Origin of the sequence: Polaribacter sp. Z014, assembly GCF_023555435.1 — a bacterium.
Lineage (GTDB): Bacteria > Bacteroidota > Bacteroidia > Flavobacteriales > Flavobacteriaceae > Polaribacter.
Genome location: NZ_JALCZP010000020.1, coordinates 1 through 15498 on the forward strand (window position 1 = coordinate 1; position 15498 = coordinate 15498).

15 protein-coding genes are annotated in these 15498 nt (G+C 31.2%); 3 read left to right on the forward strand and 12 right to left on the reverse strand.

Going from position 1 to position 15498, the window contains the following annotated elements; translation table 11 throughout:
- Window positions 1-294: 294 nt before the first annotated feature.
- The 12 genes from MPF19_RS15735 to MPF19_RS15790 form a co-directional block, all read right to left on the reverse strand.
- The gene (locus MPF19_RS15735) at window positions 295-543 is read right to left on the reverse strand and encodes a glutaredoxin family protein (RefSeq protein ID WP_249989129.1); all 249 of its coding nucleotides are present in this window, start codon (window positions 541-543) and stop codon (window positions 295-297) included.
- 3 nt (window positions 544-546) lie between these two features.
- A complete protein-coding gene (locus MPF19_RS15740) occupies window positions 547-1080 on the reverse strand; it encodes an NADPH-dependent FMN reductase (RefSeq protein WP_249989130.1) in 534 nt (177 codons plus the stop codon).
- 12 nt (window positions 1081-1092) lie between these two features.
- Window positions 1093-1488 (reverse strand): OsmC family protein, encoded by a 396-nt coding sequence (locus MPF19_RS15745; protein ID WP_203394638.1) that lies wholly within the window; start codon window positions 1486-1488, stop codon window positions 1093-1095.
- Complete coding sequence (locus MPF19_RS15750) at window positions 1475-1840, reverse strand: DoxX family protein (RefSeq protein WP_203394637.1); 366 nt, start codon at window positions 1838-1840, stop codon at window positions 1475-1477. The genes MPF19_RS15745 and MPF19_RS15750 overlap by 14 nt, the downstream gene beginning before the upstream one ends.
- A 125-nt stretch (window positions 1841-1965) precedes the next feature.
- Window positions 1966-2964: a lipoate--protein ligase gene (gene lplA / locus MPF19_RS15755; protein WP_249989132.1), complete on the reverse strand. Its 999-nt coding sequence runs from the start codon at window positions 2962-2964 to the stop codon at window positions 1966-1968.
- Between the two features lie 416 nt (window positions 2965-3380).
- Window positions 3381-5120, reverse strand: a complete 1740-nt coding sequence (locus MPF19_RS15760; protein ID WP_249989134.1) for a hypothetical protein — start codon at window positions 5118-5120, stop codon at window positions 3381-3383.
- Window positions 5121-5302: 182 nt separating this feature from the next.
- Window positions 5303-5815, reverse strand: a complete 513-nt coding sequence (locus MPF19_RS15765; protein ID WP_249989136.1) for a hypothetical protein — start codon at window positions 5813-5815, stop codon at window positions 5303-5305.
- A 155-nt stretch (window positions 5816-5970) separates the two neighbouring features.
- Window positions 5971-7206, reverse strand: coding sequence for a DUF6638 family protein (locus tag MPF19_RS15770; RefSeq protein WP_249989138.1), 1236 nt, complete (start codon window positions 7204-7206; stop codon window positions 5971-5973).
- 73 nt (window positions 7207-7279) lie between these two features.
- Window positions 7280-7864, reverse strand: a complete 585-nt coding sequence (locus MPF19_RS15775) for an NUDIX domain-containing protein (protein ID WP_249989145.1) — start codon at window positions 7862-7864, stop codon at window positions 7280-7282.
- On the reverse strand, window positions 7857-9815 hold the full coding sequence (locus MPF19_RS15780; protein WP_249989147.1) for an AAA family ATPase: 1959 nt from the start codon (window positions 9813-9815) through the stop codon (window positions 7857-7859). Before MPF19_RS15780 ends, MPF19_RS15775 begins: the two co-directional genes overlap by 8 nt.
- A 147-nt stretch (window positions 9816-9962) precedes the next feature.
- Window positions 9963-11003 (reverse strand): hypothetical protein, encoded by a 1041-nt coding sequence (locus tag MPF19_RS15785; protein ID WP_249989155.1) that lies wholly within the window; start codon window positions 11001-11003, stop codon window positions 9963-9965.
- Between the two features lie 279 nt (window positions 11004-11282).
- A complete protein-coding gene (locus MPF19_RS15790; RefSeq protein ID WP_249989157.1) occupies window positions 11283-12623 on the reverse strand; it encodes a microtubule-binding protein in 1341 nt (446 codons plus the stop codon).
- A gap of 276 nt (window positions 12624-12899) precedes the next feature.
- Here MPF19_RS15790 and uvrB point away from each other — a divergent pair, with 276 nt between their 5' ends.
- From uvrB to MPF19_RS15805, 3 genes are all read left to right on the forward strand, one after another.
- On the forward strand, window positions 12900-14888 hold the full coding sequence (uvrB, locus tag MPF19_RS15795; RefSeq protein WP_203394627.1) for an excinuclease ABC subunit UvrB: 1989 nt from the start codon (window positions 12900-12902) through the stop codon (window positions 14886-14888).
- Between the two features lie 63 nt (window positions 14889-14951).
- Window positions 14952-15170 (forward strand): tRNA pseudouridine synthase A, encoded by a 219-nt coding sequence (locus MPF19_RS15800; protein WP_249989159.1) that lies wholly within the window; start codon window positions 14952-14954, stop codon window positions 15168-15170.
- A gap of 7 nt (window positions 15171-15177) precedes the next feature.
- Window positions 15178-15459, forward strand: coding sequence for a type II toxin-antitoxin system RelE/ParE family toxin (locus MPF19_RS15805; protein ID WP_249989161.1), 282 nt, complete (start codon window positions 15178-15180; stop codon window positions 15457-15459).
- Window positions 15460-15498 lie beyond the last annotated feature (39 nt).

Here is a 15498-nt window from a genome sequence, read left to right on the forward strand (position 1 = left end):
TATTCAGTATTCAGTATTCAGTATTCAGTATTCAGTATTCAGTATTCAGTATTCAGTATTCAGTATTCAGTATTCAGTATTCGAAAATTAAAAAATGAACTTTTAATAACAACATTTATTCTTCTTTTTTTTAGTCATACGTCTTACGTCTAAATCTTTGTTTCTTCTTTCTTGTTTCTAAAAATTTAAAAAAATCAACACATAAAAACATAGATTTAGTCTTATGTCTTTTTTTTAGTCCTTAGTCCAACCACTTTAGTCTTGTCTCTTGTCTCTTGTCTCTAAAATAAAAACTTACGCTCTTAAACTTAAATCTTGCATTATTTTATTAAACTCTTCTGTGGTAGGTGTTAAATACACTTTATCGTCTACAAACAACGTTGGATATTTTGCAACGCCATCATACAATTCTTTACTATGTTCTCTTGCTTCTGTATCTTTAGAAATGTCTTTATAGATATAAGGAACATCGGTTGAATTTAGAAAATTTTTAAATGCTACGGTATAAGCGTGTCCTGCTCTTCCGTATAAAATTATTTTCATTCTTTATTGATTTACAGCGTTTTCAAATTGAGTTACTTGCTCTTTTAAGCCTGCTAATAATTCGGCATTTACAATTTTACCTTCTTTAAAATTATCGTAAAAACTAGGTAACGAGAAAGGGATTAATTCTTTTGCACCTTGCCACGAAAATCTAGAAAGTGCTGTTTCTAATACAGATTGTCCTCCTCTCGCTCCTGGTGAAGTTGCCATTAATAATACGGGCTTATCTCTAAATACTTTTGCTTCGATTCTAGAACTCCAATCGAAAATATTTTTAAAAGCTGCGGTATAACTTCCATTATGTTCTGCTAAAGAAAGTATAAAGCCATCGTAATTATCTAATAAAGCACTAAACTTAACTGCCTCTTCTGGAAAACCATTTTTTTCTTCATCCTCACTAAAAATCGGCAATGTATAATCTCTTAAATCGATGACATCAAAAGAAGTATTTTCTAAGTTTTCTGCAGCAAATGTTGCTAATTTTTTATTGATAGAAGTAGAACTTGTACTTCCTGCAAATGCTAATATTTTCTTCATATTTTTATTTTTTTACTGAATACGGCTAACTATTCTCGTTTCTCCTTTTATCATTCTTGCAACAGGACATTTGCCTGCAAAGACTAATAATTTTTTTCTTTGTTCTTCTGTAATTTCTTTTTCAAAGGATATTTCTTCCGTTAAATAAGGTCCGTTTTCATCTTTAAGCTCAGAAACGTTAACCGTTATTTCTCCAATATCCCAACCTCTTCTTTCTGCATACGTTCTTAAAGTCATTGAAACGCAACCGCCAATTGCGGTTAATAAATATTCTACAGGAGTTGCACCACTATCACCTCCACCTGCTTCAACAGATTGATCCATTGTAAGAAAGTGGTTTCTAATTTTTGCTTCCGCAAGAAAATTCTTGTTTGTTAAAACTACTTCGGCCTTTTTAACTTCTGACATTGGTTATTTTTTTATGCGTAATATAAGACGTAATTAAAAAGACCATGGCTGCAATAGAAGCTCCTTGTTCTCCATCTCCTATCATTACATGCGCAAAAAATGCAAAAATAAATGCGAAGAAAAAACCTGCATAGGCCCATTCTTTTATCGTTTTATTTGATAAAAACCATAAAGCCACTAAACCTAAAAGTTTTGCCGCTGCATAAGGGTAAATTATATAGGTTGGATACCCAAAATTGGTGAACATACCTGCTACTGCTTCATGATTAAAAATATACATTCCGGCAGAAAAAAGCATAATTAATGTTAATAATGCTGTGGAGATATAATATATAATTTTTGTCGTCTTCATCTTAAATGGTTTTTAAATTCTCGACAAAATTACAATAATTACTTTTATTTTCCAAGGAAAATAAATCCAAGGAAGTATTTTTAAATAAAACTACAACACTTATGAACCAATTAATTTAAAAAAAATTAATCATTGCCATATACAAGGTCTATAAATTCTGAATTTTCTAATTTCCCAAAATAATCTGCAATAGTTATATGATGTAGCTTCTTAGTGATTTTATTTTTATCATAAGGAACACCAATTAATAAGTTTTCAAGATCAACAACGGGTTGCCTACCAAAGAAATCTCCAAAAATTTTAAAATCAGAAATATGTCCTTTTTCAACAAAAATACGCACATCTATTTCTCCTATTGGAAAGCGTTTATTGCGTTGTATATTAAACTTTGGTGAGTTTCCAAAATTCCAATCCCACAAATCATATTTTGCTGCTTTTAATTCTTTTACAGCTTTCCACTCTGCTTCGGTTAATTTATGAATTTCAAAATCTTCTTTAGCTTCATACAAACCTGTTAGTAATTGCTTTTTAAAATGATCCATTGTAATAGGTTCTTTTAAAAATTCACTAATATTTGCCACACGACTTCTAACCGATTTATGTCCTTTAGATTTAATTTTACTCATTTTTACTTGAAGCGCTTTCCCTACTTCGCTCATATCTGTATCGAACAATAAAGTACCATGACTAATCATTCGTTTTCCTGTAGAAAATTGAGCTGTTCCAGAAATTTTCTTTTCATCAACTAGGATATCATTTCTACCTTTTAACTCGGCATGTACACCTAATTCATTTAAAACACGAATTACAGGTTCTGTAAACTTTTTAAAATTACTAATACTTTTTCCGTCGTGATTGGTAATAAAACTGAAGTTTAAATTTCCTAAATCATGATAGACAGCTCCTCCTCCAGAAATACGTCGAACTACTTTTATATCGTTTTTATCGATATATTCTTGGTTAATTTCTTCTAAAGTATTTTGATTACGACCAATAATAATGGATGGTGCATTAATATAAAACAATAAATAATCTGTAGAAGCATCAAAGTTTCTTAACGCATATTCTTCTAATGCTAAATTTAGTTTAGGATCTGTACAACCCTCATTATCAATAAAAATCATAGAATTAGTCTATTTATTAGGAATAATACCAAATAAACATCAAAATGATCGATTAAATTCGTTTCTTTTTCCTTAATATTTTAATATAAAATAGAACTATAACTAAGGCTATGATTAGATTTTCTATTTCATATTAAGAAAAAATAATTCAAATTTATCATCAATTATTTTAAAATTCATTTGGCATAACAAATATAAAGATTTTCTAAAACTGTTTTACATATTTTAAACCCTAAATAATACAGAAAAATCGTATTTCAGAATCAGAAAAAAGCCAACTTATATAAAAAAAACATTGTCTATTTTTTATATAAGTTGGCAAATATGTTTAGCCCCGATTGAATGGTATGTTTGAGCTCTTTTTTGTTTTTTCGACAAAAAAAGCGAGTAATGAAAGCGGGAAATAGCTACAAAAACTATTGATTATTCTTTATAGAATCTATTTGCTTTTGAAGTTTTTCTATTTCTAATCGTTTTTTATCTTTTGCTGAGATTAACTTAATAGAGTCTAAAATTTGCTGATTTTTATCTAGGTTAGAAATTAATTTAATAGAATCTAGAACTTGTTTATTCTGCTCTAAAATAGATTTCTCTTTTTCGAAATATACATTTTTTCCTTCGCTAGTTCTCCACGCTTCATTTAATTGGTTGTAAACCTCTTCATTCCAAGTACTTGGTTTTTTAGCGTTAATCCAAACTACGTCTCTGTATTCACTATCTACCAAAGCTAAATCTGGTGTTGCAGAACCATCGAATTGTTCTGGATTATCGTCGCTAATTGTAGAAACCGTACCTAAGAAAAACATGCGTTTTCTACCTGCAATATTTTTAATATAAGGTCTAAATTCTACGGGCGTATTTGAGCTCCAATCGTACTCTTTTTTAGATTCTTTCACCTTTAAAGGCATTGCAGAAACCCCTGCATATCCTTGTTTTTTTGAAGCATGGTCATAATAATACAACTTGTCTGTACCATCTGCCGGAATAAAAACACTGTAACTTAAACTGGTTCTTTCTTTACCCACAGGCTCTAAACCAAACCAGTGATACAAACCACTATAAGCTGGCGTTTTGGCATCTGAAAAATCGAAATCGGTAACATAAGGTTGTGCGTTTTGATCTTTTGGTGCTGTTGGAATTTTAACAGCACTTTCCATGTTCCAAGGTAATGGATCCGAAAATCCTGCTAAAAACTTTAAACTTTCTGCTTGTAAACGAGATACGCGTTCTGCTAATGTATTTTGTTTGGTTAAATAGGCATAATTTTTGGTTTCATCTGGCGAAATATAAGTTCCTTTACCAATGGTAATTCTTTCTAAATAATCGGCCATATCGTGTTCTCCGTTGTCTATGACCATTACGCCACCAAAAGTAGGATATGGAAAAAAGAATCCTTTCCATTTAATTAAACTAACCACTTCTACCCAAGCTCCTTTATCATTTTTCATGTAGTAAGTATCGCTTGGTTCGTAATTAAACAACATCCAAGGATTAAAACGCTGCACTACGGCATTGTAGGTATTTCTACTAAATTTTAAAGATTCTCCGATAGAAAAGGTAACCGGAATTCTATTTTCTGATGAAAAACGCGGAAAAGGTGTGGTACTAGACACAGAAAAAATTTCTTCTGTATTGTCTTTTAATCCTTGCCAGTAATACTTTTCTGTAGGCTGAATAGCCATTGTCCATTGGTTCTTTTCATCTACTCTTACCAAATGTGGTAAGGAAACATCTTTGGTTTCGCCAACAGACTCGTTTGCCATAGAAAAAATGTTTCTTAACGGCTGAATTCTTTCGTTTTGTGTTAGCGGTAAATCGTTAATTTCAATTTTATTTAAATCGTTAAATACGTTGTAGGTTTTCATATAATCGTAGAATTTCATGTTCCAACCTACATAGTATAGAATTCCGAAAAAGATGGATAAGAAAAATAAAATTCCGATTCTTTTTCCGACACCCACAGATTTTCTAAAACCTCGTAAACCTAAAAACAAGACTACAAAAGATAATAAAATGATGAAAATAAATTTTCTGACAAATATTAATCCTGGTTGATAATCGTCTCTAAAAAAGAACAATAATCCCAATAGTATTATAAAAAAGATAATGACTCTTTTCTTTTGCTTTGCTCCTTTACTCCAATAATTTTTAATCATAATTACACGTTTAAAGTATGAAGTTTGAAGCTGGAAGTTTCTTACTCATACTTACTATTTTATTCTAATTAATTTTTTGTTGTCATTGCGAGATTTTTGACAAAAAGTCGTGGCAATCTATTTATTTTTAATACCAATTTATAGATTACTTCGTCGTAAAAACTCCTCGTAATGACGAATCTTTACAATAATCCTTTATCTTTCAATCGTTCTCTTGCACTTTTCTCATTTACTTTAGGAGCTTCTTTTGTTACCTCTACTTCTTTGGCCTCCTTTGTTTTAAAATCTTCAATAAAATCTTTTCCTTTCTCTACAACTTCATGAAATTTTTCTTCTATAGAATCTGTTTGCTCCTCTATAATTTCTGATGATTTAAAAACGGCTCCTGCAATATACGTTCCTATCAAAGTTCCGACAATCATCGATGCAAACAATGAAATTGTTGCATAATTTATGGGAATTAAAAATTGCACAATTAAAATTCCGATCAGAAATAAAACAGCGATATATACAAATCTTAAAACAAAATTTTGTTGAAACACAAATCCTTTAGTATCGGTATCTTTCATTTGTAATTCTTCTGAATTCATTAACTTATTGAAAAACAAATAGATTTTATTAGTTCTAGATTCTCTCCAGTAAATAACAACTCCAAATAAAATTGCTGCGATAAATATGATAATTTCTAATGTCATTTTGTATAGATTTTTCCTGCAAGGTTTTTTTTAACCTTGCAGGTTTATTGACTAACTAGCACTTATTATACCTACAAGGTTTTTGAAACCTTGCAGGATTTAGTATTTAATTTATTTTTCCTTTATAAAAATACACAAATTTAAAACTATAAAGCCTAAAACCCACTCTTAACTGTTTCTATTACCCAATCTTGTGTTGAATTTTCTAAGGTTTTAAAAACTTTGTAAAACTGTTCTTTATCATACCAATACAAAAACAACACGTCTTTTGGCGCAATATTAACCAATAAATACCAAATTAAATCTTGATGATTAGGTCTTAATGATGAATGCGGTTTGTGCAGCGCAATATACATTTCTCCATCAATAATATCTTTCGGATTTGTGTTTTTTGAAATCTTCTGTTTTTCTAAATAGCGTTCTAATCCCATTACTTTTTTTCTTGATGAAATATCAATTTTATTTAAATAGCTTTTAAATAAAATAGGTTCTTGCAAAATATCTTTTATGGGATGTGCTGTATCTTTTAAATAAGATGAAAACATATATTTCTGAATCCTCTTATGTCTCTTTTTAGTTGTTTCTTCTATTAAATCTAACTCTAAAACATTATAACTGATTAATTTCTCAATCATTTCTGTGTGTGAGATATGATACATTAAAACATCATACGTAGTATCTTTTATGGCTTCTTTGTACGTTGCCTCATTTTCGAAAATAAGCACAGAAGTTACTAAATCTCTTAATAAATAAACGCCGCCAAAAGCTTTTGTATAAAAAGAGTCTGTTGTAAACGTAATTTCTTCGACACTAAGATTTCGTTCCCTTAAATCTCCATATTTTTTTGCTGATGTTAAAAGTTTTTTATGAATATCTTCATCAATAAAATTGTTGTCAGCATTAAATAAAGCTATTAACTTTAATTGTTCTTCCCTGGCTTTACTTAAGTTATCAATTAAATGAAACTTAATGGTAATGTCTTTATACCTTAAAACATCTAAAGGTTCGTAAAAAACATCTATTTTTTGATCAAACTCTACACAAATAGCCGAATCTCTTGTAATATCATTAATCGTTTTCTCGTGCTTTTTAAACACCGTTTTCATCAATTCTCTATCAAAAGAATTAAACGGATTATACACCGGTAATCCTTTTTGTCTTGGAGTAATAATTATAGCATACGTATTAGATTCTCCATTATTTAAATAAAAAGGTTCCTTTTTTTCTTCTGCTATTTCCGGACTCCAACCTACTCCATCTATCGTAAATGAAGTTAATTTCGTTTTTGTAAATCCAAGTTTTACCAGACATTTATTATAGCGTTCTACCAATTTTCCATTAACGGAAATGGATTCACTTCTATATAATTTAGCGTTTATTAGTTTTTGCATTTTTTAATTGTTACACAGAGTTTCACTGAGAAAGCACAGAGATACACGGAGTATTTTAATTTTTTACTTTTTATTATCCTAACAATTTATGAATAATAGCATATTGCAACAAAACAATGGTTCTTGTATCTACTATTTCTCCTTCATTTAGCATTCTTACAGCTTCCGTAAACGGAATTTCTAAAACTTCTATGTCTTCGGTTTCACTTTCTAAACCTCCACCTTCACTCACTTTCATATCGTCTGTATATTCACCTACAAAAAAGTGCATTTTTTCTGTTAATACACCTGGTGATGAATAACCTTCATATACTTTTATGACAGATTTTAAACGGATTCCAACTTCTTCTTCTGTTTCTCTTATGATACATTGTTCAGGATTGTCTAAATCTAATAAACCCGCAGGAATTTCAATTAAAAACCCATCTTTGTTATCATGTAAATAAGTAGGCAATCTGAATTGTTTGATTAAAACCACTGTTTTTTTGGTGGTATTGTACAACAAAACCCCTGCTCCATGTCCACGTTCATAGACTTCTCTCATTTGATGTACCCAACTTCCGTCGGACATTTGATAATCGAAATTAAATTTGTTTAACGTGTAATAATTATCTGATAATAACGTCTTTTTACTATTTTTTATTCTGATGTTACTCATTCTCAAAAGTTTTTCTTGCTTGCAAATCGATATTCATTTGGTTGACTCTCGAATCTACTTTTCTCTTAAAATCTGTATCTGCAATGGTGGCAACATTGTCTAAATAACGCACCACTTCTTGTCTTCTTATTTCAGAAAAATTAAGTCCTTTCATATTGCTTTTCATTAATTCTTGCAACATATTAAACTTGGTTTCATATTTCTGTTTGAAATAAATTTCAGGATTTTCAAACCAATCTTGTTCTAAATCGAAATCTGTTAATCGCAATGAAATTGCAGACTGAATATTACGCACATCTCTAGATGAAAAGAACGGAAATATCTTCTGAATTTCTTTGTATAAAATGGCAAAGAATAAATGCTCATTCGATCTATGGTTTTTCTCTGCTCTGTCATAAGCTTCTAAAACCCTTCCTTCAGATGGTTTTTCTATTGAACCCAAAATTTCCCCCATACTTTTTGTCAATCCTTGGTCTTTTAAAAATTGATAATTAGAGGGATCTTGCATGTTCACAAAATCGGGCATTGTTTTTTCAAATTTCTTCCACCAAATATAATCTTGGTCTAAAAAGTCGTGTTCTGTTCTTGCTCCATCAATTTTAAATCTTCCTTGTACACGAGAAATAACTGCCTTATCTAACATTTCTGGTAAATTAGTAAATAATCCGATAGATGAATTTCCATAATTTACAGCATAAGCGCCTTCTGTGTATCGTAAGAAAACACCGATTACTTCTTTTACACCAGCAGAAACTCCTTGAGTTGTTCTTTCTTGTAAATTGTTTTCTGCATCATCAATCGGCGCAAAAATTAATTTTGTTGGGTCTTGCATTGGCTTCATCCATTCTACCATTTTTTCTGCAGATCCTCCTTGAAAAGTAGAAATTAACGTGTCTGGCATTGGATGAAATAAAAACGGAATGTCTAAATTATCTGAATGTTCTTTTAGTCGGGTTGCAATAGCTGCAATTAACATGGATTTTCCCGTTCCTGGGATTCCATATCCCATAAAAACAGGCATAAAACCACCGAGTTCTTGAAACGGATTCTTCTTTGCTTCAAAATCGTAACTCAGCATTCTTTCTGTTAATCTACGTGCAAAATGTTTGGCATCTTTATTCCCTACAATTTGCTCGAACTGAATTTTATTGAACTCTATACTTTTAGCAGTTCCAGAAAATGCATTATCCCAACCAGAAACGGCAAAATCAGAATTTTCTAATTTATACGTTCTGTCGATAATGGTTTCTGTGTATTCTAAACTGCTTTTTCTAAGTTGAATTTCATCAATTAAAGCCTCGTAAAAAACCACCGTAAAATCAATCACATCCTTGTCCGATTTTACAATCTCTGGATGTCCTAAATATTTATCAAAATAAAACAAAGAACACGCTATTCCTTTTAAAGGTGATAAAAGCGAAACTTCTGGAATACCTGCAAACTTTTGCTTCATTACCGATAAATCATCTGAAGCATGTGGTTTTAAATCATGTAAAATTTTATAAGAAGTCGCAAATAATTGAAAAGCTGTTGCTGTTTGCATCTTACTTTCAAATTCTCTTTTTCCTTGAGAATCTAAAGCAGATTTTCGTTCATGTAAAGATGATAAACCAGATGAATCGTAATAATTATCTTTAATCCAAATACCTAAAGTGAGTCCTTCTTGCACTGCATACAAAGTCTGATTTAGATATACCGGAATTGCAATAGAATCTGGCAATAAACGCTTTTTTAGAGCTAAAATAGTTTTAGAAACTGAAGTAACTTCTACATTGCTTCCTGAATTAGCTCTTGACAAATACAATAAAATCGATTCGTCTTTTGCTTCTTTATCCTTATTTTTTGCTCTGTCACTTTGTTCCCATTGAATACTTTTTAAATAACCAGAAGCTTCATCTCGAAGCATGTCTAGTTCGTTCTGTTTTATTGGGAAAGTTGAATTATGATTCATGATTAAGTCTTCGGTAAGCAGTATTCAGTTGGCAGTACACTCTGCTTTTCTTATACTAGGTTATTTTTCTATTTCTAATTTTCATTTTTCAGACCTCACAGGTTTTTAAAACCTGTGAGGTCTTGGTCTTGTTTTTATTTTCAAACTCTATTTCACCTCAATTTTCAAACTCGCCAACTCAATCGGTGGTTTTGCCAATTTATCTAAAGTTCTTGGTGTTTGATTATACAATAATTGAATAATTCGGTGAGGCGCTAAAACGTATTTTTGCTGAATAACTTCACTCCATTTCTGCATGGTTTGCTTCGAGAAAAAACTTCCTTCTGTAAACGTATCACCAGAAAAAACCTCGTCTATTTTTAAGGATAAAGCATACGATTCTAAAGGAATTTCTTTCTTAGCAATTCCACCTAAAATAGTGTGTGTAATTTCGTTTTCGTCTTTTGCAAAGACATTATGAAAAGGTCCTAAATCTATTCTTTTTAGATGCTTTGGTTGAATATCCGGTAATTTTCGATCAATATTATATGCCATTGTATCTAAAGACATTTCTCTATCGGCACTTTCTTTTAAGACTTCGTAAATTTTTTCTTTGTTTATTTTACCATCGTAATCAAAGTATAAATAACATATAAAAGGTCGGTTATGACTTACATCGTAAAAACTCCAACTGGTCATATATTGATAATTATCTCCTTCCTTTGCTGTTGTAATTTTACCTTGTACAAAACGGTTGAAAATGTATTTTTTTTCTACGGATGTATAATAAACAATAGAAGAAGCTTTAAACAAATCTAATCTTCTGATAGGTTGTTTTTTCTGTAAAAGGGTATTTAAAAACTCTGCTTTTAGAATTTCTGTATCCTTTAAATTATCTACATAATCGTTTTTCAACTCTAAATCGTTGTACAAAAAACGAAATTCTAAATAATTAGGGAAACCTGAATCAGTTAAATCGACTTTCATATTATCTTCTTCGTCGTACATATATTTAATACGCATGGCTTCTATAGAGTATAAAAGTAAATCTGAATATTGCTTAAAAAGTAACAACTCTTGGTGTGTACATAATTGTTCTTGTTGTACACTTACAATGAGTTCTTTTAATACAAAATCTACCATTTTATGGTAAAAAACATATTGTTCTTTCGAGTCTAAAAGTGCAGAATCTAAAGGTGTTGTAATCATACTTATTTAAGTTTTCAGTATTCAGTTACAGTTTTCAGTTTGTTTCTAACTGTAAACTACTTCCGTAAACTTTTTACTATATTTTTAAAATTTTAATTTAATTAACAAACTAGCCTGCGTTAAGGATTGAAATGGTATCCTTTTTTCTTTTTCAGAAAAAAGATATAATGGAAAGCCTGACCCCAATTTTTCATTGGGGTAACGCCCAAATTATTTTTCTTAACAACAATTTTCATGCATAAGCTAACTGCTTACTGCAACAGAAAACTGCAAACTATTTTACCCTAACAAATCATCATTAGAAGTATCTGCTTTTGGTTTTGCTGCCGGAGCATCATCACCTTTTGGTGCAGTTGCATCTGCTTTGTAATAGTCTTCGAAAATTTCTTTCATGTCTATTCCGTAACGGTCTGCAAAGTTCTTTTGGATGTCGATATCTTTCTCTCTAATTTCATGCAAAGCCTCTGCGTAAGAGCTATAAACACCAGTCATCACTTTTTCATGCACCGGAATATTGTCCATCATTTCTTGACGTGCTCTAGCACTTGCAGAATGCATAGATGCTAACGTTTCTCCGATATGCTCATCTGTTTTTACACCTAAATGCTCTAAAATTGCGGCAAATTCTTGATCTGTTCTTGCTTTTAACGCAACCACATAACCATCGTAATACTTTAATCTTTCTTCAGTATCCGACTTTAATTTTGCTCTGTGGGTTTGTAAATTAGAACGTAAAGAAGTCAATACTTTAATAGTTAAATTATGCTTGTGCACAAAACTATCTTTACTTGCAGCTAAGGTTGTATAGGCATTTTTGAGACCTTCTAACTCTTCTACTTTTTGCTCTATAGTAGTCATTTTACCAATCGCTTCTGAATAAGCAGTAGATTGTTTGTCTGCAATTTCTTCTAATTCTTGACGAGATTGTTTTAACAGCGCATATTGTTCTTCTAATTGACCTTCTACTTCTTTCTTTTTTGCTAACGCTTTTGTATGGTTTTTAGAAGCCTCTACAATAGCATCCTTTAACTTCTCCTCTACTTCTTTAATTTCTACTTCTCTATTTTTAAGACGTGTAACGGCAGCTTGAGATTTGTAAGAAAGTTCACTTAATAAGGTTTGAATATCTGCACTTTCTATACGTTGCTGAAACAATGCTTTTGCTTTATTATCTGCTCCTGCACGTAATTTTTCTGCTGCAGCAAATTCTATTTCTTCTTTTTTAATCTTCGATTTTCTTCCCCAAAGATTATTCCACCAAGTATCTGCTTTATTTTGGGCATCTTCTAATTCTATTCTTGCTCTTTCTAATCCTTTTTGAGCATCGTCAATCACTTTTTGTTCTGATGGATTTAAGGCCGAAAATTTTTCGAACATAATACCAACTTCGTCTTGGTAATCTGTTAAGTCTTTAATAGCATCTAAGAGCGTACTTCTGTCTTTTTCTGCCATGTGCACAACATCATCTAAGGTTGCGTTCAATATTTTCTGACGAGATTCTGGATCGTCTTCTTGCGCCAATTTAGATTTCATGGTGTCAATTGCTTTTCCCCAATTTACATCTACTTTTTCAGTTTTTTTGTTAGCACTCGTTTCTAGTAAATCAAAATCATCAGACATAGTATTTTTATTTTTTTTAGTTGAATATTTTATTAGACAAGCAATTTCGTTAAAAATTTTGAAATAAAAACAAAATTACCTCTAAATATAGGTAGCTCAGATTCTTTATTTGTTACAATAAATTGAATATTTATTAAACATAACTGACTAACCCCCAATAAAACAAGCTATTTATATACATGTAGCACAACCAATTCACTTACTTTTTTTGAATAAAAAGCAGCTATTTAAAGAAGATTAAAACACTTTTTTATAAAGTATCCGTATTTTTACAACATGGAATTTAAATTGGTATCAGAATTTTCTCCTACGGGAGATCAACCACAAGCTATAAAAGAACTTACGGCAAGTATTAATGATGGCGAAAAATATCAAACGCTTTTAGGTGTAACCGGTTCTGGTAAGACGTTTACCGTTGCAAATGTGATAAAAAACGTAGATAAACCTACCTTAATTTTAGCACACAACAAAACATTGGCGGCACAGTTGTATTCTGAGTTTAAACAATTTTTCCCTAATAACGCCGTAGAATATTTTGTTTCTTACTACGATTATTATCAACCAGAAGCCTACATTCCTGTAACAGGAACTTTTATTGAAAAAGATTTATCTATTAATGATGATATAGAACGCTTGCGTTTAAGCACCACCTCTTCCCTACTTTCTGGTAGACGAGATGTTATTGTAATTGCTTCGGTTTCTTGTTTGTATGGTATTGGAAATCCTGTAGAATTTAAGAAAAACGTCATTCCTATTCATGTAGATCAGCAAATTGCCAGAACAAAATTCTTACATCAATTAGTACAAAGTTTGTATTCTAGAACCGAACACGAAATAAAAAGTGGAACCTTTAAAGTAAAAGGTGATGTGGTTACTATTTATCCGTCTTACGGAGATAATGGCTACAGAGTGCATTTTTTTGGTGATGAAATTGAAGAAATAGAATCCTTTGATTTAGAAAGCAACACTGTATTAGAAAGTTTTCAAGAACTGACCATTTATCCTGCAAACTTATTTGTTACCTCTCCGGATGTGTTACAAAATGCCATTCATCAAATTCAGGAAGATATGATGAAGCAAGTGGATTATTTTAAAGAAATAGGCAAGCATTTAGAAGCAAAACGTTTAAAAGAACGTACAGAATTCGACCTAGAAATGATTCGTGAATTAGGCTATTGTTCTGGTATTGAGAATTATTCTCGTTATTTAGACGGACGAGAACCAGGTACAAGACCGTTCTGTTTGTTAGATTATTTTCCGGATGATTATTTAATGGTCATTGATGAAAGCCACGTTACCATTCCGCAAACGCACGCTATGTATGGTGGTGATAGAAGTAGAAAAGAAAATTTAGTAGAATATGGTTTTCGTTTGCCTGCGGCGATGGACAATAGACCATTAAAATTTGAGGAGTTTGAAGAAATTCAGAATCAGGTAATTTATGTATCTGCAACGCCTGCAGATTACGAACTCGAAAAAACAGAAGGTGTTTTTGTTGAGCAAGTAATTAGACCTACAGGTTTGTTAGATCCGGTAATTGAAATTAGACCTAGTTTGAATCAGATTGATGATTTAATTGAAGAAATTCAACAAAGAGTAGAAAAAGACGAACGTACTTTGGTAACTACCTTAACCAAAAGAATGGCAGAAGAACTGACCAAATATTTGGCAAGAGTAGATATTCGTTGTCGTTACATTCATTCTGATGTAGATACTTTAGAGCGTGTAGAAATTATGCAAGATTTGCGTAAAGGTTTGTTTGATGTTTTAATTGGTGTCAACCTTTTGCGTGAAGGTTTAGATTTACCAGAAGTTTCTTTAGTCGCTATTTTAGATGCCGATAAAGAAGGTTTTTTACGTTCGCACCGTTCTATTACACAAACCGTTGGTAGAGCTGCAAGAAATGTAAATGGTTTGGCTATTTTATATGCTGACAAAATGACCAACAGCATGCAAAAAACCATTGACGAAACAGACCGAAGACGAGAAAAGCAAATTGCTTACAACACCAAACACGGCATCACTCCGACTCAGATTAACAAAAAAATTGATGATACTTTGTCTAAATCTGCCGTTTCTAGTTATCATTATGACAATGCAAAACAGGTTGCCGCAGAACAAGATTTACAGTATTTACCTAAAGAAGAAATAGAAAAACGTATTAGAGAAAAACGCAAGCACATGGAAGCTGCCGCTAAAGAACTAGATTTTATTGTTGCCGCTAAACTGCGTGATGAAATTGCGGTTTTGAGAGAGAAGTTGTAGTGGTTTGATTGTAAATAAGAAGCTTAGAAACTTTTTTTGTATTTTTGCTTAAAAGGATATACTATGCACACAATACAATTAAAAATCAGCGAAAAAGTTTATGACAAATTTATTTGGTTGTTAAGCAAGTTCAATAAAGACGAAGTTGAAATTATTAGTGAGAGCGCTGATTTTAATGGGACAAAAGATTATTTACAACAAGAATTAAATGAAATTGAAAGCGGAAAAGCTAATTTTATTTCTCAACAAGAATTTGAAGATCGGTTAAACGAAATAGCCTAACCTTCTTATGAATATTATTTATAAAGATACTTTTATCGAAAGGTTAGAAAAGCAATTAAAATACATTTCTAAAAATAGTCCGAATTCTGCTCAAAAATTAAAAAAAGAACTAATTCAAAGGATAAAGGACATCCCTAAATCTCCGTATTCATTCCGAAAATCAATTTATTTCGAAAACGACTCTATACGAGACTTAATATACAAAGGCTATACGATAGTCTTTAGAATTAATGAAAATCAAATTGAAGTATTTGGATTCACAAAATATCAAAATAAACCTATAGAATGAACATCATTATAAAAAAATACTTTAAAACGTTATTCAGAG